The organism is Prolixibacteraceae bacterium, from assembly GCA_019720755.1.
GTDB classification, from domain to species: domain Bacteria; phylum Bacteroidota; class Bacteroidia; order Bacteroidales; family Prolixibacteraceae; genus Halosquirtibacter; species Halosquirtibacter laminarini.
Genome location: CP081303.1, coordinates 3548309 through 3570027, shown reverse-complemented (window position 1 = coordinate 3570027; position 21719 = coordinate 3548309). Strand labels below are relative to the sequence as shown.

Genomic DNA, 21719 nt, shown 5'->3' with positions numbered 1-21719 from the left:
CAAAGAGATGAGAAAACACACTATCTTAGTTTCGGAATGACAGTTAGTCAAAAGAGAACAACAGAATTAAAGCAACACACACAATAACCTAATTATATATCACTTACGATAACATTTTTCATTTATTGGCATATTCTCAAATGTCATTAAAGAGACAAATTGAATCATTCCATTCTCTTAAATTAACAAGAGAATAAAAGACCTATTTGTGTTTTATAAAGAGGAAGTAAAAAAGAGAAGATGTAAAGTACAGATGAAATATCACGGAGCATTTATTCGAGATTGACAATCTATTTAATATGTAATAAAAAACGTCTTATGTTTACACATAAGACGTTCTATATCTATCGTTATAATTCAATTCTTCTAGTCAGAATAACACTGTTTTATTGACGCATCAAGTTGTTTGCGCCCTTTCACAGCATCTACATTAGCAGAAGGTCCACCGACACAACCGCCTTCACATGCCATTACTTCAATAAAATTGGCCGTAGCACGTCCTTTAGCAAAGGACTTCAATAGAGCCATCGACTTTTTATTGATACCATTAATCTTCATCTCGTTGACATCTACTTTGAGATCACGTGCCAATACTGCAGCAGCAACCCCACCAGACTGACCGTAATTTCGACTCTCATGGTCAATAGTCTCTAATTTAGACATCTCTTGATCAGATACACGAATATTGAAACCATCAAAGAACGCATCCACTTCTTCGAATGTCATGATAAAATCAATATTAGGATCTTGCTGTGCTTCTTTTCTTTTCGCAATACAAGGTCCAATAAAGACCAATTTAGCATCAGGGTATTTCTCTCTAGCAATCTCCGCAGCATAATACATAGGCGATTTAGTATGAGAAACAAATGGCTTCACTCCAGGCATATGCTTTTCTACAGCTTGAACATAACTAGGACAACATGAAGTAGTCATAAATAACTGCCCCTCATTTAACTTTTCTTGAAGTTCAACAGACTCATTATTGGTTGTAATTGTAGCACCCTCAGCTACCTCAATTACGTCATGAAAACCAAGGTTTTTTAATGCAGTAGCAATCTTACTCATTGGTTCACGATATTGACCCATAATAGAAGGAGCTGGTAATGCAATTACCTTCTCTCCAATTTCCATAGCACGAAAAATATCAATAATATGAGAGATCTCAAAAATAGATCCGAAAGGACATGCATTTACACACTTACCACAATAGATACATTTTTCGTCATCAATGCGCTCATTCCCATTCTCATCTTTAGATATTGCACCAACAGGGCATGACTCTTCACAAGGAACTGGAACATAAACAATCGAGTGATAAGGACATGCCTTTTGACAAATACCACAGTTTACACACTTTTCATGATCAATCTCAGCCTGCCCATTTCGATTGAAATGAATAGCACTCTTAGGACAGTTCATATAGCAAGGACTCGCGACACAACCTTTACATAAATTAGTAACCACATAATTCACCTTTACACAGTTACTACATGCCTCATCTACAACAGTTAAAATCTTTGAAGATGGTTTTTCTCTTTGGCAAGCATCCTCTACTAACTGAGAAAGTGTTATGAGTTCATCATCCTCATCATTAGGTATAAAACCTAACAGAGGGAAAGTCTTATAACGTGCAATTGCACGCTCCTTGAAGATACAACATCTACGTTGTGCTTCCATATTACGAGGAGCCAATTCCAAAGGAATGCGATCAATTATTTTAGACAATTCTTTTTGTCTGATTAGTTGGGCCAACCTTGAGATAAGCTGACGCCTGATAATCATAGTATTATTAACTAGAGCCATTCAAACTAACTTGGTTATCATTAAACACGCAGCAAAGTTACACATCCAACGAAAATAGCAACATGAAGAATTGCACAAAAGAGGGGCCATCTCTCTATATATATTGATTTTAAAATAATATTACTATGGTATAAAAGAAAAAAAAAAATTACATTCTATATAGAGAAGAAAAAAAGCATTCAATTCAACAAGAATTCCTATATTATAAATTTAATATGAAACTTTTAAAACATCATGAGAAGAGCATGTAAATTGATTGTTTGTATTAAAATTCCGTCTATTACAACAGTAAGAATCCTTCAAATACAGGAGACTTGAAGTGATTAGCAATTTAATAAGAATAATTGGAAACTGTCTAAACGGCGAGAGAGAAAACAATATGTTTCTCTCTCGATTCTTAAATTTAAAGGTCATAAAGAAGATAATAAATCTAATTGGATGACTCATTAAGCTTTAACTTGTGATGTTAAAGCAAGGGATATTTGAGGTGTATTTTTTTAATATATATCAAAAACTTGATTGTTTCATCAATAATGAGGTACAAACTTACAACTTATTTGACTTATATAATATTCTATTATAGGTACAACAGGGCTTGTTCATGAAATTTAAGCAGCGAAGACATCGTGTATTTTATCAGTATTGTGCACAAGTTCTTCTCTTAAAATATTTAAGTTGTTGTAACTATTTATTTCCATTAACTTACTGCATATAAATAACATAATAGAGGATATCGATTTTTGCAATCCATGATCTAAAGACTTTAATTTGTCTTCTCCAAAATTAACATCACGAATACGATTCATTATTTCTATTTTCCAATGACCTCTAATAGCTCCAGCAATTTCATCAATTTTCCCATTATAATTTGTGATATAATATCGTGTTTCTGTACTCCTTTTATCTCTCTTTACATTATAACTCTCTCTTGTCACTTTAATCATATTACATATGCCACTATTACACCATCTAGGATCTAACATTTCTGTATTTATTGGGTATATTTCGTACCTCCTAGAGTCTATTCTTCCATGTGACTTGTCTATTTCTGTCATCACATCATCTACTTTTATATGATTGGATGTATGTACTAAGTCATCCTTTAATTTCTGCTGATTGGACTTTATTTGAGTTAAATAGAATCGACTATTTTGGTGAATATTAGACAACAGATTTTCTGAATTATGCATTGCATCTAGTGTTACCTTTGCCTTCTCTGGCAACTCAAGAATATGATCATAAACAATGTTCTTTTCACTCTCTTTTGTTCCATCATAAAAGCCTAATAACTGCTGTATATTTGTGTTATGACCAATAGAATAAACAATACTTAACCCTCTCTTTTTATTGCTTTTAGAATCTATACTTCCTCGAAGTTCCTTCCCATCAATAGATATCCATTCTGTAGAAGAGTATACTTCATCACAAATTGTCAAAAAGGAATCATAATCAAATTCAGATAGGATTCTTGTTAACTGAACTCGACTTATACAACTGTCGATATCTTTATGCAAACAGATACATAGTTTCTCGTAATGACGAACCATATTGCGATGAATTTTATTCATACTTAGATGACCATAACTTGTCAGAATTGAGATAATAAAAAGAGTGATAACAAAAGCCAATTCGTGCTTAAGTCCTACATGACTCCTATTATCTACCAATTTGACTTGTAATTTCTCATAAAATCTTCTAATTTCGGCACTTGAAAGGTCGTTATCCATAATTTATATCTGTTTTTACAAATCCAAATATAATATGAATAGTCGACCTTTTCTCATTTAAATAATTCATGAACAAGCCCTGATAGGTACAATAAAGGGACAAGGTCTAAATAATTATATCTTATATTATAAATAATGTGAATTGACATCAATACCAATCAACTACAAAATATATTTTATAGATATAACGTTAAAACATCGGGAACAAGGGCCAGTTGAAATGCGAAGGTTTATATTACTACTATTTAGAGTCTATTTTGAGAAATCTTCCATAAAAATGATTTTAGATCATCTCCTTGTGGAACTGAAATTTTCTTTCTTAATCTCTTTCTTGCTGTATAGACAGAATCTGTCGCAATATTTAGATTTTGAGCAATTTCGTGACTATTAAAGTTGTGGTAAATCATACTTGCTAATTTACATTCACTTTCAGAAAGGGTTGGTTCATAATTTAAAAGCTTACGTACAAGTATATGGTCCCAATACTTCATCTCTTTATTTCCAACGAATCTTATCAAACGATTTCTTTCAGCATTCAATTCACAAGAAAGTAGTTGAACCTGTTGTTCTAATTTATCTCTACTTAAATTAGACTCATCAACCACGTCTCTGTACCTGACTCGAGTCTCTATATATATTGTATTATCTATCACAATTTTAATAGTTTTCACATAAGACCCAAACTCAGTACCTTCAAACTTTTTATTTACTCGATCTAAATACTCATTATTAGTTAGATGTTCATCAGAGATTTCATTGGGAAAATAGACTGCAAATTCATCTGGCACGAGATCCTTTACCCTAAAATTCCGAATATGCTCCAAACTATCATAACCAAACATATGGATTCCATACGAATTACAATAAAGTATTTCACCCCATGGAGTGATAACAAATACGGCTTCTCTGAGGGCTTTTGCTATGTTAATATAATCTCCAAAACAGTAATATACTTTCATATTGAGTTTTACTTGTACTTGCATATATAGAACTATACACAGGTGTTATATTTAGCATTTAAATAGATTAAATAATTTAAAAACAAAGATACTTAAATTAGCCATAAAGCGTATACTGATATATTTTATATTTTTTAACATCACATTGTATTTGTATAATATATTCTTAAAACAACTATAAATAAACCATCAAGATTCAATATTAACAGGATATTAAAAAACAGAACTATCAATAGACTATAAATTAAGACACAAAATAGAAAATTATAAATAGCCCAAATCATACAGACATAGACGAAAAACAAGAGAAAGACCATTGAGATATATTGAATAGCAAAGTAATGTTCTGTGCATTAAATAAAAGAAAAGTTAAACAGTTTTATTACAAAATTGTTTAACCTAAACAAGCATAATATGATAGAGGAATGACATCAAAACCAGCACCAATAATAAGCCTCTGTATAATGTTTAGCTTTGGGTTAATTGCAGTAGCTTATCAGTTTAACCATTTGGCAATAATTATAGGGATTGGTTGTATCTTATTACTGTTGTTTATGATGCAATCCAAAAGCCTTTCATTACAATATATACTACTCCATTTAGGTATATTTACATTGGGATATCTTCACTATCCAAACAATTTATTTAAGATGCCCGAAAAAGAGAGATGTCTACTTAAGGTTATTCAAAAAGAGAAAGAAGGAAAACATTCAAATGCATATCTCGTAGAACTATTAAATAGTCAGACAAAGATTATACTTATTACAAGAAGAAAGCATAAGATCAATAAAGGAGAAATAATATCTGCGAACATTCAACCTTTCAAAAAAAAAATATGTTCGGTTAAAAATAATGACAGATACCAACATTACTTACACAGCAAAAATATAGTCTCTTCTTATTATGGATATTACATAAAAAAAATATCTACAAATAATATTCCCCATACACACCATCCCTTAAAAGAGTTCGTTGCCAGACAATGGAATAACGAGGTGCTAACAGAAGAACAGAGTGCATTATATAATGCACTATTATTGGGTGATAGAAGTAAGTTAGAAAGAGATAAGACAGATCTTTTTAGGAGACTCGGAATATCACATGTTCTTGCCATGTCCGGACTGCATATAAGTATTATCTGGACCTTAATAATGCTTATACTATTTCCACTAAGGAAATTATATTGGGGCAAAAAAATAGCAATGATACTTTCAGGTGTCGCAGTTCTGATATATGTAAATATGATCCATGTAACTCCCTCATTAGAACGAGCAACATGGATGCTTTTAATTGGAATACTATTCACCCTTTCATCAAAACAAAAATCGCCTTTACATATCTGGTCATTGATTGTCTGTATTATACTGATTATCAAACCATATATTATCACCTCAGTCTCCTTTCAACTGTCTATAGCGGCAGTTTTGGGTATTATATATTTTGTCCCTATGATTGAGAGTAAAATGTATAAGAACAAGACTTCTCCAATGATAATAAGGATGATTTTAGCCTCTGTAGGAGCACAAATAGCAACATTTCCACTTGTATTATACTATTTCAATCAATGGAATCCTCTATCCATAATATGGAATCTTATTGCAATCCCATTTGTCACCCTAGAGATATACTCAGGATTTATACTATTACTACTGCCTCATAATTTAGACCTACTTCTATCCAATATCATAAATAGATGTACTGAAATATTCTTTAATTTATGTCATTATATAGACTCAATATTTCCGCACGGGTTACAGTCATTTAACATAAACATACTACAGTCAATCATACTTTTGTTCACTATTATTGTTTTATCTATTCCATTAAGAAAACAATATAGAAGAGGTTGCATTTATGTGCTTTTAGTTGTTTGGGCAATAGTGATTCCAATTCCAAACAGTAGGCCTATAATTGTCTGGAAGAATAATGCGACAGAACATTGGGTAATGATTATAAAAAGAGACAGAGCTAAATTATGGGTAAAACCAACACAAACACATCCAAATATCCCCTATTACAAAGAGAAAATCATCCCATTTTTAACTTCTTATCAAAAACCTTTTTCAAAAGAGATAACTCTGTCTATTGACTCTACTTCTATTGAAGAAAACGGAATAATTGAAGAATATCCGTACCTAATATTTATAAATGATCGATATCCTCGTTCAGTTAAGATATTTCAGAAAGACTGCAAAACGAACACATGGACAATTGAAAATATAGATCAAACAATTCCATGGCAGGAAAACAAAATATTCCCATCCCAAACAAAACAGTTAAATAATTCTTTAAGTAATTATATTACGAACCAATAATAAAGGACGGTAAAGAGATAATGTCCATCTAAAAACATATATTTGTCATTACAATGTGACCTAGAGTTAGAATCATTTTATTTTAGGAGTAACTTATTATGAATATTGTAATCGCAGGAGCTGGTGAAGTAGGAAGTCATCTTGCTAAAATGCTCACTTTCGAAAATCATGAAATTGTCGTTCTCGATGAAGATGAAGAAAAGCTAACTATGCTAGCATCCTCTTTAGACCTAATGACTGTAGAAGGCTCTGCCATTTCTATTAGAGACTTACGTGAAAGTGGTGCTGCTCAAGCAGATCTTTTTATTGCTGTAACCCCGTACGAGGAGAGAAATCTCATTGCGTGTCAACTAGCGAAAGATCTTGGATCAAAGAAAACAATTGCAAGAATTGACAACCAAGAATACCTTTTCTCTCACAACAAAGAGAAGTTTGTTCGAATGGGGATCGATGAACTTATCTATCCAGAACACCTTGCTGCCAAAGAAATTGTAGAATATATTAAACTGACAAATACAAGACAGGTTCTTGAGTTTTCATCAGGACAACTTATTCTTTTTGGTATTAAAATACGTGAACGTGGAGAGTTTGTTGGGCAAACTTTAGAAGAGATGTCTAAGACACTCTCAGACTTTAGAGTGGTTGCGATCAGCAGATATGGAGAAACAATAATTCCTACAGGATCAGATCAAATTCTTCTTAACGACCTTGTTTTCTTTATCTCAGAGAAAAACAAAGTAGATGAAATACTTAAAAAGGCAGGGAAGACGAAGTATGAAATCAAGAATATAATGATACTTGGAGGAAGCCGAATCGGGGTTAAAACAGCACTACGATTGAAAGATCAATTCAAAGTAACCATTATTGAAGTGGACAAAAAACAGAGTCATAAAATTGCGTCGAAACTTGATGATACAATGGTAATCAATGGAGATGGTAGAGACTTAGATCTTTTAAAAGATGAAGGAATTGAAAAAGTAGATGCTTTCGTTGCAGTTACTGGAAATGCCGAAACAAATATTCTATCTTGTCAAATGGCAAAAAAGATGGGTGTCAAACGTACGGTAGCAGAAGTCGAGAATATGGATTATCTTGATTTTGCTGAAAACATTGGTATCGGAGGGGTAATCAATAAAAAACGTATTGCTGCAAGTTATATCTATCGTTTTACAATGAATACAGAAGTAACACATGTCAAATGTCTTACTGCATCAGATGCTGAAGTTTTTGAATTTGTTGCCAAAAAGAACTCTAAGATCACCAAAGGACCTCTAAAGGATATTCGACTTCCAGAGGGGGTTAGTGTCGGTGGAGTAATTCGAAGTGAAAGAGGTATTATCGCAAATGGATCGACTCAAGTACAACAGGACGATCGAGTTATCATATTTTGTCTTCCTCACTCAATAAATAAGTTAAGTAAACTTTTCAAGTAAAAGATACTTAATACAAAAACATAAGAGGTGTATTGAAAATATACCTCTTATGTTTCTTAGACTCATTAAAAGTAGATACTATTCATTGGGAATAACTTACTATTAGTATGAGATGCTTTCACTTCTTTCAACATTCTTTTTACAATAGACGGATGACTAGCAGCCAAATCAGTCTTTTCATAAGGATCACTCTTTAGATTATATAAAAATATTTTTGAATCTTTCGCCTTTGTCACGTCATAGATAACGAGTTTCCATTTTCCTTTACGGCAAGCAATACGACCGTTAACACCATGAAATTCCCAATAAAGAAGGTCATGATTCTTTTGTCGCCCCTTATCTAATATAGAAGGTAACATAGACACTCCATCATAAGAAATATCTGTATCATCATCTAATAGCTCGGCAAAAGTCGGCATATAATCCCAAAAAGCGGATAAGTGATCAGATGAACTACCTTTAGCTATTTTACCTTCCCAAACAATTGCCATCGGTACGTGAATACCTCCTTCATATAGATCTCTTTTAAATCCTTTAAATGGACCATTGCTATCAAAATATCTTGGATCGGCACCTCCTTCCATATGAGGACCATTATCTGAGGTAAAGACAATAATTGTATTCTTTTCTAAACCTTGACGCTTCACTTCAGCCATGATATCACCAACCTGTTTGTCTAATAAAGTGACCATTGCAGCAAAAGTAGCATGACAATTATTCTGTGAACGATAGCCACCCTGTTTTAGCATTGGACCAGAGTCAACCCCCTTATATTTCTTCTCTGGAAGGTATTTCCCTTTAAATGGATCAATATACTTCTCTGGCATAAAAAGTTCAGCATGAGGTAGTGGTGTTGCATAGTACATAAAAAAAGGCTCATTCTTATGCTCACGAATAAAATCAATGGCCTTATCATGAATAAGATCTACGGCATAATCATTCGTTTGATTGTTAAGATTGCCTTTCAACTCTACCTTATGGTTATTTTCCCAAAGATATTCGGGAAAGTAATTATGTGCCATTCTCTGACAGTTATAACCATAGAAGTAGTCAAACCCTTGTTTAGATGGCACTCCTTCTGATCCTGGATATCCTAACCCCCATTTTCCAAAAACTCCTGTATAGTAACCATGCTTTTGAAATAGTTCTCCCATAGTGAAAGAAGAAGAGGGAATTGGTTTCTGTCCTTCAGGCCTTACCTCTGCATTTCCCCGTATAGGGGTATGTCCCGTATGAAATCCTGTTAGCAAAGCAGAGCGTGAAGGAGCACACACCGTAGATCCAGAGTAGTGTTGTGTAAAAACAACTCCTTTTGAAACAAGCTTATCAATATTGGGTGTTGGGAACTTAGATTGACCAAGATACCCGACATCTCCATATCCTAAATCATCAGCAAGGATAAAAATGACATTGGGGTTAGTACTCTCCTGAGAAAAAGCATCAGCAGCTCCAAATAATAAGACTTGGGACGCCACAAAAGACTTTAATATTAAATGTTTCATTTCAGTTTTATTGGTTATTATCTTCTTTAAAAGTATAAAATAGAATTAATAAAAAGTCCACTTTTATCAAGAAGATGAAAAACTTTAACGCAGAAGAATACTCATTAACATATCTATTAAATTTTCTAAGTAAATCTAATAAAACCCAAATTATGAAACAATCAATAACTCCTTTGCATTGTTCAAAGCTGCTTCAGTAACCACCTCTCCACTGAGCATTTTTGCAATTTCCACGATACGCTCATCATAATTAAGCTCTCGAATATGTGAGTTGGTCTCCGTCTTTGAATCGGATTTATAAACAAAAAAGTGATGATCTCCAAGAGAGGCAACCTGAGGAAGATGAGTGATATTGATAACCTGCATACATGTCCCCATTTTTCTTAGTAATAATCCCATCTTTCTTGCGATATCTCCAGAAATACCTGTATCAATCTCATCAAAAATCAACGTAGGAAGTGCTTTTTTCTGTGCTAAAAGTGATTTTAATGCTAACATTAAACGAGAAATTTCGCCACCTGATGCAACCTTATTTACTGGTTCCAATAGTTGATTCTTATTTGCTGAAAGTAAAAATTCAATATTGTTCTGTCCCCATTGGTTGAATCCATCTTGAATATCTATTTTAACTTTAAATTGGGCATTTGGCATCCCCAGATCTTGAAGTATATCATGTACATATATCTCAACAGCTTCCACTATACCCATTCTTGAATCTGTTAGACATGATGCCAAGTGAGTCAACTCTACCAATTTCAATTCTAAATCACTTTTTAACGAAGCGATACTCTCCTCAAGATCGGATACAGAACCAATCTTTTGAGAAAAATTATACTCAATATCTAAAAGCTCAGCAACACTATTCACTCTATGCTTCTGCTCTAATGTATAGATCAAATCAAGACGTTGATTGATATCCTCCAATTCTACTGGGTTGAAAATAAAACTAGTAGTCAGGGATTCAGATTCATTCGCTATATCACGAAGTTCATATAACGCATTCTCAATACGGCTACTCAGTTCTTTCACCTCAGGAGAGTGATCCTCTACTTTAGAAATAAGATGATAGATCTCTTTAATACGAGAAGTAATCCCCACATCATCCATTGAGAGCCCGTTCGCCGTCTGATAAAGAGCAGAATGAATCGCCTCAGCATTTTCCATTGAATCTCTCTTTTGCTCTAGTTCTTCTTGTTCTCCATCTTTTAATGAAGCTTCACTTAACTGATCTACTTGAAACTGATAATAGTCAAAATCGGCACATGCCTTCTCTAAAGCAGTTTCTTTCTCTTTTAGATCTAAAGTAATTTTTCGCCACTGGTTATAACATGATTTGTAATTTGCAAGCAAACAAGTATCTGCCAAAGATGAATCCAATACTTCATATTGAAAATCCGATTCATTCATCTTCAATGCTTCATTTTGCGCATGAATATCAATAAGCCTTCCAGAAACCTCTTTCAGTACTTTAAGACTTACAGGGCTATCATTCACAAATGCTCGAGACTTACCCTTTGGGGTTATTTCACGACGAATCACACAAATTGAATCCCAATCCAGATCATATAATTCGAAAAGAGACTGTAAACCATAAGCATCAACATCAAATTGAGCCTCAAGAATACATTTACTCTGCTTGTCTTTTAAGACAGATACATCTGCACGTGCACCCATCAAAAGAGAAAGAGCACCTAAAATGATAGACTTACCAGCACCTGTTTCTCCAGTAATGATTGAAAAACCATTCCCAAGATCGAGAGACAAATCTGATATAATCGCATAGTTTGAAATAGAAAGATGTTTGAGCATACTTAAATCATGTAAATTTAGTAGACTCAAAAATATTAAAAAAGGGCCAAATGTTTCATGAATCCGAGATAAAACTACTTCGACTCCATCGCTTTTTCATAAGAACTACTATTGGAAGGATCACACTCCATCATTATTTCATATACAACGTTCTTCTCTGATCCACCAAGACCTTTAAGCATAGATACAATTTCATTACGATGGGCATCACAAAAAGCACGCACAATATACAAACCAGATCGAACGCGATTTACATTCTGAAGATTCTTTAGACTCTCAACAATATTCTGTTGTCCCAACTCTAGTTTTGACGAAAGCATGTCGAACCCATTACGATAATACTCATATTGAAGTGTTCGAAAATCACTATAAGAAGAGTTCATTATATTATTTACCAACCAATATCGATTATAATCGCTCTCAAATGACTTCCATCCCCTCTCTCTACTATTTTGTGATCTATTTACAATTTCGATAGCTTTCTCGAAATAGGACTGTCCTCCCATATTAGAGAAAGAGTCATAGTCTACACCCAAGATGATATAAGCATAATATGCTAGTATATTAGATAAATTATCTCCTTGACTATTTTGAGAAAACTCAATCTGTTTGTATGGATCAAAACGAATGTCAAAATCATTATCCTTAAGATTTAGCATAGTTGACTCATAACTTGATCCATATACGGGGCGACGTGACTGCACCTGAATAGACCCCTTGAAACCATCATCAGAATATTGATTAGTCAACTGTATCGTAATATTACAAACAATACGTTCTTCTGTTCGATACTTATCTGTAGTCCATTGGGTATTATTGATAAATTCAGAAATCTGCTTCTGCATCTGCCCAAATATCTCTTGATTAACCCCCTCTATTCCAGAACCAGAAACACTGACACTACATCTTAACTCTTGAGATATACCAGCAAAAGATCCTATAAAAAGAAGAATCATACAGAACAAAAATTTACGTATCATAATTAACTATTCAAAAAAAAGTAGCCCATTTGTAATTACTCTATAAACGCAATATTTACAATTTTAGTATAGAACAAAAAAAGAGAGAATACACAAATTGTATTCTCTCTTTTCATTATCCTATTCTTATATTAAAAGTATTGTTCCAAATAGTCAACAATATCCATTGCCACTGCAGATTTTACTTTTAATGGATAATCTGTTTTATCTCCATAACGATTTATAATCGAAATAATATTAGTATCTGTTTGGAAACCGGCTCCTTTATTCTCTAAAGAATTCACTACGACAAAGTCAAGATTCTTTTTCTTCAACTTCTTACTAGCATTTTCTACGGCATCATTGGTTTCCAATGCAAAACCAACTAGAACTTGATTATCTCGTTTAATCTCTCCAATAGAAGCTGCAATGTCAGGATTAGGGACAAGACGTATAACCATCTCCTCTCCATCTCTTTTTATCTTTTTGTCTGAATAATCTGCAGGAGCATAATCAGCAACAGCAGCTGCCATTATTGCCCCATCCATCTGATCAAAACAAGCCATGGAAGCCTCATACATCTCTTTTGCAGAAGTAACAGAGGTCACTTTTATCGAAGTATCGTTAACTTTTAATTGACTTGGCCCAGAAATAAGTGTCACTTCTGCACCCCGAGAAGCCAACTCCTCAGCAATAGAATACCCCATCTTCCCTGAAGAATGGTTACCAACAAAACGTACAGGATCAATCTTCTCATGCGTAGGTCCAGCAGTTAGCATGACCTTTTTACCTTTTAAAGATCTTTTTTTTTAAAGAAATCGATAACATGAGAAACAATCACCTCAGGCTCTTCCATACGACCTTTTCCAATCAAACCACTTGCAAGTTCTCCTGACGTAGGTTCAATCAATATATTACCATATTCTTGAAGTGTTTTCATATTTCGCTGATTGGCAGGATGCTTATACATATCTAGATCCATTGCAGGAGCCACCATAACTGGACATTTAGCAGACATATAAGTTGTCACGAGATGCGTATCTGCAATACCATTTGCCATTTTTCCCATAGTAGAAGCAGATGCTGGTGCGATAACCATCAAATCAGCCCATAAGCCTAGAGAAACATGACTATGCCATTTCCCATCTTTCGAATCAAAAAATTCACTCACTACAGGTTTCCCCGAAAGAGTAGAAAGCGTTACAGGGGTGATAAATTCCTTGGATGAAGGAGTCATTACAACGACCACTTCAGCCCCCTCTTTCACTAAGCCACGAACAAGAGTCGCAGCCTTATAAGCTGCGATACTTCCCGTGATTCCCACTATAATATTTTTTCCTTGCAGTTGCATGCAAATAGTAATTTAGAAATTAAAAAACTATGCTTCTTTATTCTCCTTTGCAGGGTTGCGATAGTAAACTTCATCATCTAAGAACTCTTGATAAGCAATCAAAGATGGTTTAGGAAGTCTTTCATAATATTTAGAGATCTCAATCTGTTCACGATTTTCAAACACCTCTTCTAGGTTATCCGTAACAGATGCGAACTCTTGAAGCTTTTGGTTTAATTCGTCTTTCAACTCAGCACCAACTTGATTAGCTCTTTTTGAAACAATAGCAATACTTTCATAAATATTCCCAGTTTTGTCTCCCAATAACTCTAAGTCTCTTGCAACCGTACTTTGTGCAGCCTTAGTCTTTTTGTAATCTACCATGACTTTATTTGATATTTAAATCTTCTTCTTTTAGGTTCAACATCTTTTTGATATTCGCAAATGCTCTATCCACCTCTTTACGATGTTTGCTATTTGGGAAAGCATCAATGAAACGATAATATTCATCCATCGCATTCATCATTCTCTTTCTCTTCTTCTCTACCACACTATTTTTCCCCAACAAATACTTTGAACGGAAAAGCTTATACATCAAATCTTCTTCATACGTCGACTTTGGATAATCACGCAAGCACTGATTAAGTGACACAACTGCGGCTTTATAATCCTCTAAGTCATAATATAACGTTGCATTAAGATACGCTTTATAAACCAACTTCTCATTCAATTTCTGAACCATATGCTCCGCTTCCTTTGCATTTTCAGTCTCTGGATACAACATCATATATCTTGTCAATGCACTTATTGCAATATTGGTATCCGACTGATCCAATCGCACATAAGGAGACAATTTATAAAAACAGTAACCCACCAAGAACTGTGATTCTTGAGCATATTCTGAACGAGGATATTTCTCCAAGACAGAACGAAAGTACATCGCTGCACTATAATAGTCTTTTTGTCCAAGATAACTCTTGGCAAAATAGTAATAAGACTCAGCAGCTTTACTTGTACCACTATAGATAGGTACCAACTCTTCATATAGAGTTACAGACTTAGCATACTGTTTGGCATCATAATACTCACGTGCCTTTTTATACTTATACTCATAATCAGTACTTTTTAGCACCTTTTGATACTCTCCACAAGAGACAACAATAACCACTGAAAATGCGATCAATAAAAAACGAAAAATACGATTCATTCTGCAAAGATATATTATTTCATAAAAATTACTTCTTAAAGTTCCATTGTTTTTGTACAAAAAACAGAAAACCAACGAAAACTAACAAAAAAAAAAGAACTAAGGAAAGAAAAAATGGCTTATGATAAGACTTTAACTATTCATTAATCCATTATAGATAATATTCAACACTTTACAGGATCAAAAAAAATCGTTTCCTGAAGATGAATGAGCAAGAGTAATTAAGAGGATAAATTTGACATGAAATTAAAATACAACTATAAATATTATTTAAAAAGATCAAAAAAGTCTCACCTACTGATACCAATAAAATTATCAGTGAAATCAATGTCAATTATTTCAATAGAAACTAAATCATACAACACAGATATAAAATCCAAACAATAGATGAGCTTAAGAAATATATCGATTTGAACCCCTTTAGTCATATATTTAAAACAAGTTTAGTCTCGAAGCAATGGTTATTATGAGCAACATAATGAAAAAACTAATTACTTAATGTTCATTATTCATACGAATAAAAAAGAGTGTACACACAACCTTATTCATTCATAAAGATGCAATCTCTGATAGTTAAAAGTAACTACTAAGTAGGCACGAAACGTTGATATAAGATGATAGGAACATAATAAACTTCCTATTTACATATCTCTAGAACTATCACAGTGAGACAAAAATTACACCTTTTAGCCCCTTTCTATCATTTGGTTTCCACTCAAAAAAGATTACTTTTGCACTGTTTAAATTTAAACTGATACGATCGTGGATATTTTTGAAAAAATAAAAACCGACAAAGGTAATATTGGCCAGTATCAGAAACAGGCTCATGGTTACTTTTCTTTTCCTAAACTAGAGGGAGAGATTGGACCTCGTATGAAATTCCGAGGAAAAGAAGTTTTAACTTGGAGTTTGAATAACTACATTGGATTGGCAAACCATCCTGAAGTTCGCAAAGCAGATGCTGAAGCGGCAGCAGAATATGGAATGGCTTATCCAATGGGAGCTAGAATGATGTCAGGCCAGACAAGCAAACACGAAGAGCTAGAAAAGCAACTTGCTGATTTCGTAGGAAAACCAGATGCATTCTTGTTAAACTTTGGTTACCAAGGAATGGTTTCAATCATCGATGCAGTTGTCAGTAGAAACGATGTGATCGTTTACGACGCAGAGTCTCATGCTTGTATTCTAGATGGTGTACGCCTTCATATGGGGAAACGCTACGTTTACCAACATAATGACATGGATAGCCTTAGAAAGCAGTTGAATCACGCAACTCGCTTAACAGAAAAGACAGGTGGAGGAATCCTTGTTATAACTGAAGGGGTATTCGGAATGGCAGGAGACCTTGGAAAACTTGATGAGATCGTTGCATTGAAGAATGAATACAAGTTTCGTCTTTTAGTTGACGATGCTCATGGATTCGGAACAATGGGACCTACTGGTGCAGGTGCAGGAGAACACTTTGGTGTAACTAAAGACATCGACTTATATTTCGGTACTTTTGCTAAATCGATGGCTGGTATTGGAGCATTTGTTGCATGTGAAGAGGAAGTTTGTGATTACTTACGATACAATATGAGAAGTCAGACTTTCGCTAAATCTCTTCCTATGCCTATGGTTATGGGATCACTGAAACGTCTTGAACTCCTTCGTAACGAGACTTCACTAAGAGAGAATCTTTGGAAGATCGTAAATGCACTTCAAAGTGGTTTACGTGAAGCAGATTTTGATCTTGGTATTACGAATTCTCCAGTAACTCCAGTTTATCTTTCAGGTAGTGTTCCTGAAGGTACTAATGTTGTAATGGACTTAAGAGAGAACTATAATCTTTTCTGTTCTATCGTTGTATACCCTGTTATTCCTAAAGGACAATTGTTGTTAAGACTTATTCCTACAGCAATGCACACTTTGGAAGATGTAGAGTACACAATTAAGGCATTTGTTGAAGTGAAAAAGAAACTTGAAGAAGGTAAATACTCAAAAACACAAATGGCTAATGTTTTTTAATTAAAACATATGGTTAAAATATATACCTTTTTTTGAAAAGGAGCGTTCATTCATGGACGCTCCTTTTTTGTTTGTATATTTCATCAAGAATGACATTTAAACGTAATGTGAATTTTAGATTAAAAAACAATGTACAAGAATACAATACAGATAAAATATTGATTTTTGAACCTCCAACCCTACTTTTATATAACACAGCAGAGAACTGTTAACTCTTTCTAATAAATCAGTTAAACATATATTAACATACAGATGCATTATTCAATAACCATAAGAACAAACTAACTTTAGTATCTATTATGATAAACATAAAAGATACATAAACAAAATCCTACCCTTCCTCTTCGTTCTATTCCTTACCAATATTAGCTTAGGACAACCCTCCATCCATTCAAATATCTTGGATAAATAGACAAAAGCTGCAATTCCCTATTGTACAATCTCAACCGATGATGGAAGAAAAACAATCTCTAATAAGGATGGAAACTTCTCCATTAAATGCAATCAAAAGACAACTTATATCACCATCTCATACATTGGATATAAACCCCAATCCATTACATTAGATAAAATAGGATCAACCATACTTTTAGAGCAGAATCAAATAAGTCTCGATGAAATTATTGTAAGACCGTTAGACAAAGACAAACTCATGAAAGATCTTATTACTAAATCAGCAATGATAAAGCTAGAAAATGCCCATATAAGGACCAATTTCTTCTATCGACAGATGACCTATACCAATAAACAGTGTAATGAGATCCTAGAAACATATATTGCGGCAAACCCCTATATTCACTTAGACCACATATCGCTTATTACGGGAAGGTATGCCAAGTTAAAAGATCAAGACTCAATTCAATACCTAACTTTCAACAATTTTTTTCAAGCGACTACGATGACTCCTATAAGTGAAGGTCATATATCTAGAAAGAAGATTATAACACCAATCAGCATAAACTACACAAGATTTTATAATACAAAGATTATATCATACAAAACTGAAGATTCTGAGATTTACGAAATAATATTTACCCCTAAGAAGAAAGTAAAAAGAGCTATTGTAGAGGGGAGTGTTTGGATCAATCCCCAATATCTCACCATTCTTAAATACAAAGGAACCATAAAAAGCAGCTTAATAACGCCAGGACAAAAGCATGAAAAGATTCTATTCTCTAATCTATCCTTTGAAATATTGTATAACGATAGCGAAACCGAATGAAAAGTGAAGACTGTTCACATTCATTGTGTAAATCAAATGAATTCATTGAACAAAAAATATGAAATAGAGGTAGAAGCATTACTAACAGAGATAGGAAATGAACCGATCAATATTTTTGAAAAACCTAAAGCTCTTTCAACATACGACGCACTGGTATACAAAGTAATAGCTCCAAAACACCTTCGAAGTAAATGGGTTAGAAACCCTATTATTAAGCGGATTCCCATTGAAGAGAGAGCAGTAAAGATATTCGAACAAAACAATTTGTTTGGAACCCTCCGATAGAAATCAAAAGGGAAGATCTTTTAAAAGAATCTTCCCTTCGATAAATTAATATCTCTATTATTAAGCTTTTTCTGCCAAATAACGCTCTGCATCTAAAGCGGCTTTACAACCAGAACCAGCAGCAGTAATTGCTTGACGATAGCTATTATCCATCACATCACCACAAGCAAATACTCCAGGTACATTTGTTTTTGAAGTAACTCCTTCAGTTAAGATATAACCAACTTCATCTGTATTAATATACTTCTTAAATACTTCTGAGTTTGGATTATGTCCAATAGCCAAGAAAAATCCATCAATTTTAATCTCTACATTCTCCTCATTCTCTTCTCCTTTGTTTTTCACCAAGACAGCTCCTTCTACCACACCATCTCCAGTAAGACCTACTGTTTGATGCTTCCAAAGAACCTCAATGTTTTCAGTCTTCTCTAGACGCTCTTGCATCACTTTAGAAGCTCTCAATTCATCACGACGTACAATTAGATATACTTTTTTACACAAGTTTGATAGATACATAGCCTCTTCTAAAGCAGTATCTCCACCACCTACCACAGCAATATCTTTTCCTCTATAGAAAAAACCATCACAAGTAGCACATGCAGAAACCCCAGAACCAGCATATTTCTTTTCATCTTCCAAACCAAGATACTTTGCAGAAGCACCTGTTGCGATAATTACCGTTTCAGCCTCAATGGTTGTAGCACCATCCACAACTACTTTATGAATATCCCCTTCAAAAGTAACATCTGTAACAATTCCCCAACGCATATCCGCACCGAAACGAGAAGCTTGTTTCTTAAGATCCTCCATTAACACTGGACCAGTAACTCCCTCAGGATAACCAGGAAAATTCTCCACCTCAGTTGTCGTTGTTAACTGACCACCAGGTTGCAAACCTTCATACAATACTGGGCTCATATTCGCTCTAGCAGCGTAAATAGCGGCAGTATAACCAGCAGGACCAGATCCAACAATCAAACACTTTACTCTCTCAACGTTTGTTACATTTGTATCGCTCATAATGCTTACAATTATATATTTTGATTAATGCTTTCATTTTCATTTTTATCACTTCAAAAATAGTGAAATGATTGCGTTTTTAAGGTTAAATCAAGATCAATAATAACAATCTCAATATAAATAATCTTGATCATAGAGTCAAATCGAACATGTTGTAGCATGAAGTATTTCAAAAGAGTGGAACAAAATCTTTTCTGCCACGATAAATTAAACCTTACAAACAGTTCCTTTGGGATCTAAACAACTTTAAAATAAGAACTCATCATATCAATTACACAGCAAGAAATTTTCTTAAGAGTAAGATTGAGTTTTATTTATATCTTTGAAAAAAAAGTGACTAAGATCCATGATGGAAAAAGAGATTCAGGACCAATTAATAGAACAACAGAAAGCATTTGTTCAGAAATTCTTTATCGACGAGATAGGAAGACTTCAACAAGAGAAGTTCACCTTTTTCTCATTTATACTAATGGGACAAGCCATTGAAACATTAGGAGCATTTTTAGATAAAAAACCAATGAAAGCAACAGGACAATCTGCCAAAAGATTCTCCAAAGGACTCAATTGGCTTCTTGGTGATCGATACAAAATCATCAACAAAGACCACTGGCTATTTCTTAAGTTTAGAAACCAACTTACCCACTCTTTTATCCCAAGTAACGAACTACTCCTTATTTCAGAGACTCAGCTTGAAGAAGGAGTGAATCATCTTGGTCTTTATGAAGGCAAAAGAGTCTTGGTTGCCGAACAGATGTATAAAGACCTAACAAAAGGTTGTCACAAACTGTTTTGGATGCTCGACAAAGGACGAATCACACCAACTCGCGTAGGAACCATAAACCAATTATAAGATGAAATTAAGACTTGCAATAGTGGCACTTTTTAGTATCCTTCTTTTTTCTCAATGTGCCTTAACAAACCACATATGTCCATGTGATGCCAATGCCAAAGACCAACTTTTTGGACACAATCTTGAGATGAAGACGACCATGTGGCTTGAGACATCTGAAACGGATGGAAAGACATTGGCTTTGGTAATGAAAGTAGAAGCAATTGGGGAAGAAAACTTTCCAACAGATATCACCTTCGACCGCTATCTAGTAAGTTTCAGAGATGGAACAGGAGTAGCAAACGAATTTACCAACGTGCAACAAGGAGAGAAAGCCAATATTATGGAATTCTACTCTAAACCTGTTGCAGGGGTTACAGCAAATGATACAGTCGATATCGCAATCCAACTACATCTTCGTAAAAGAGAAGTTAATTTTCTAAAGAATGATGCCGTACATGTTATAAAGTAGCAATACTTATAGAACTTTTCTTTCTACCATCTGTTTCTATTTATCATAGCTTTATTAGAAACCTAAATAAAATTGAGACAATGAGTTGGAAGAAAAAAAGCGATCTACCCACAGAAAAAGAGAGTCAAATAATAGATGCATATCTTAAACCATCTTATGGTATATATGTAGTATCCTCCGCATCGGATAGAGGGAAAGCAGCCTATCTAGCAAACTGTGTTTTTCAAGTATCTGCATTCCCTCCTCTGTTTGCTTTTTGTAGCAACCACGATAACGACACAACAAAACATATTGAAGAGAGTCAGAAATTTGCCATTTCTGTTATGACTCAGGCACTCTCCAAAGAGCAGATTACCACCTTTGGATACACCCACAGTGACCAAAACAATAAGTTTGACCAGGTGGAACACATCATACAAGAAGATATTCCTATTGTAACGGAAAACTGCAATGCATGGTTTCTATGCAAAGTAGAGAAGTCAATGGATATTGGAACCCACCAACTCTATATCGGCTCGATTATAGACTATGCGCTCTCCGACACGGATATTGAATCTTTGACCTATGCACAATATCAAGCGATGAAACATGGTTTCTCTCCTAAAAATTCTCCAACACATATCAAGTTACATAAAGAAGAGCCGAAAAAAGAGGAGACTCCTAAAGAGGATACAAACCAACCAAAAACAAAACCCAAGCAGATGCGTTGCGAAATCTGTGGATATGTATATGACGAATCCGATCCCGAACACGAGCACACCTTCGATGAATTATCCGGCGAATGGACATGCCCTGTTTGTAATGCGCCTAAAGATGATTTCGTAGAGATCTAAATTACAA

The 21719-nt window shown here is 34.2% G+C and carries 17 protein-coding genes and 1 pseudogene; 8 read left to right on the top strand and 10 right to left on the bottom strand.

What is annotated here, in order from left to right:
* Nucleotides 1-366: 366 nt before the first annotated feature.
* The 3 genes from K4L44_14140 to K4L44_14130 form a co-directional block, all read right to left on the bottom strand.
* The gene (locus K4L44_14140) at nt 367-1803 is read right to left on the bottom strand and encodes a monomeric [FeFe] hydrogenase (GenBank protein ID QZE13692.1); all 1437 of its coding nucleotides are present in this window, start codon (nt 1801-1803) and stop codon (nt 367-369) included.
* Between the two features lie 608 nt (nt 1804-2411).
* Nucleotides 2412-3530, bottom strand: a complete 1119-nt coding sequence (locus tag K4L44_14135; protein QZE13691.1) for an ISAs1 family transposase — start codon at nt 3528-3530, stop codon at nt 2412-2414.
* Nucleotides 3531-3775: 245 nt separating this feature from the next.
* Entirely contained in the window at nt 3776-4513 is a 738-nt protein-coding gene (locus K4L44_14130; GenBank protein ID QZE13690.1) for a helix-turn-helix transcriptional regulator, read from the bottom strand.
* A 401-nt stretch (nt 4514-4914) separates the two neighbouring features.
* On the opposite strand from K4L44_14130, the gene K4L44_14125 reads away from it, so the two are divergent.
* A complete protein-coding gene (locus K4L44_14125) occupies nt 4915-6804 on the top strand; it encodes a ComEC/Rec2 family competence protein (GenBank protein ID QZE13689.1) in 1890 nt (629 codons plus the stop codon).
* 98 nt (nt 6805-6902) lie between these two features.
* On the top strand, nt 6903-8237 hold the full coding sequence (trkA, locus tag K4L44_14120; protein ID QZE13688.1) for a Trk system potassium transporter TrkA: 1335 nt from the start codon (nt 6903-6905) through the stop codon (nt 8235-8237).
* 65 nt (nt 8238-8302) lie between these two features.
* On the opposite strand, the gene K4L44_14115 is transcribed toward trkA, so the two are convergent.
* The 6 genes and pseudogenes from K4L44_14115 to bamD form a co-directional block, all read right to left on the bottom strand.
* On the bottom strand, nt 8303-9739 hold the full coding sequence (locus K4L44_14115) for an arylsulfatase (GenBank protein ID QZE13687.1): 1437 nt from the start codon (nt 9737-9739) through the stop codon (nt 8303-8305).
* Nucleotides 9740-9889: 150 nt separating this feature from the next.
* Nucleotides 9890-11548, bottom strand: a complete 1659-nt coding sequence (gene recN, locus K4L44_14110) for a DNA repair protein RecN (GenBank protein ID QZE13686.1) — start codon at nt 11546-11548, stop codon at nt 9890-9892.
* A 74-nt stretch (nt 11549-11622) separates the two neighbouring features.
* On the bottom strand, nt 11623-12528 hold the full coding sequence (locus K4L44_14105; protein QZE13685.1) for a DUF4835 family protein: 906 nt from the start codon (nt 12526-12528) through the stop codon (nt 11623-11625).
* Nucleotides 12529-12659: 131 nt separating this feature from the next.
* Nucleotides 12660-13858: pseudogene (coaBC, locus tag K4L44_14100) on the bottom strand (bifunctional phosphopantothenoylcysteine decarboxylase/phosphopantothenate--cysteine ligase CoaBC).
* A gap of 27 nt (nt 13859-13885) precedes the next feature.
* Nucleotides 13886-14221, bottom strand: a complete 336-nt coding sequence (locus K4L44_14095) for a DNA-directed RNA polymerase subunit omega (protein ID QZE13684.1) — start codon at nt 14219-14221, stop codon at nt 13886-13888.
* 4 nt (nt 14222-14225) lie between these two features.
* Nucleotides 14226-15044: an outer membrane protein assembly factor BamD gene (gene bamD / locus K4L44_14090; protein QZE13683.1), complete on the bottom strand. Its 819-nt coding sequence runs from the start codon at nt 15042-15044 to the stop codon at nt 14226-14228.
* A 762-nt stretch (nt 15045-15806) separates the two neighbouring features.
* Between bamD and K4L44_14085 the strand changes: the two genes are divergently transcribed.
* The 3 genes from K4L44_14085 to K4L44_14075 all read left to right on the top strand — a co-directional run bounded on the left by K4L44_14085 (nt 15807) and on the right by K4L44_14075 (nt 18558).
* The gene (locus tag K4L44_14085) at nt 15807-17051 is read left to right on the top strand and encodes a pyridoxal phosphate-dependent aminotransferase family protein (GenBank protein ID QZE13682.1); all 1245 of its coding nucleotides are present in this window, start codon (nt 15807-15809) and stop codon (nt 17049-17051) included.
* 424 nt (nt 17052-17475) lie between these two features.
* Nucleotides 17476-18273: a carboxypeptidase-like regulatory domain-containing protein gene (locus tag K4L44_14080; GenBank protein ID QZE16013.1), complete on the top strand. Its 798-nt coding sequence runs from the start codon at nt 17476-17478 to the stop codon at nt 18271-18273.
* 36 nt (nt 18274-18309) lie between these two features.
* A complete protein-coding gene (locus K4L44_14075) occupies nt 18310-18558 on the top strand; it encodes a hypothetical protein (protein ID QZE13681.1) in 249 nt (82 codons plus the stop codon).
* 60 nt (nt 18559-18618) lie between these two features.
* On the opposite strand, the gene trxB is transcribed toward K4L44_14075, so the two are convergent.
* Entirely contained in the window at nt 18619-19578 is a 960-nt protein-coding gene (trxB, locus tag K4L44_14070; GenBank protein QZE13680.1) for a thioredoxin-disulfide reductase, read from the bottom strand.
* 346 nt (nt 19579-19924) lie between these two features.
* Between trxB and K4L44_14065 the strand changes: the two genes are divergently transcribed.
* From K4L44_14065 to K4L44_14055, 3 genes are all read left to right on the top strand, one after another.
* Nucleotides 19925-20428, top strand: a complete 504-nt coding sequence (locus K4L44_14065) for a hypothetical protein (protein ID QZE13679.1) — start codon at nt 19925-19927, stop codon at nt 20426-20428.
* A gap of 1 nt (nt 20429) precedes the next feature.
* Entirely contained in the window at nt 20430-20879 is a 450-nt protein-coding gene (locus K4L44_14060) for a hypothetical protein (GenBank protein QZE13678.1), read from the top strand.
* A gap of 80 nt (nt 20880-20959) precedes the next feature.
* Nucleotides 20960-21712, top strand: a complete 753-nt coding sequence (locus K4L44_14055) for a flavin reductase (GenBank protein QZE13677.1) — start codon at nt 20960-20962, stop codon at nt 21710-21712.
* Nucleotides 21713-21719: the final 7 nt, after the last annotated feature.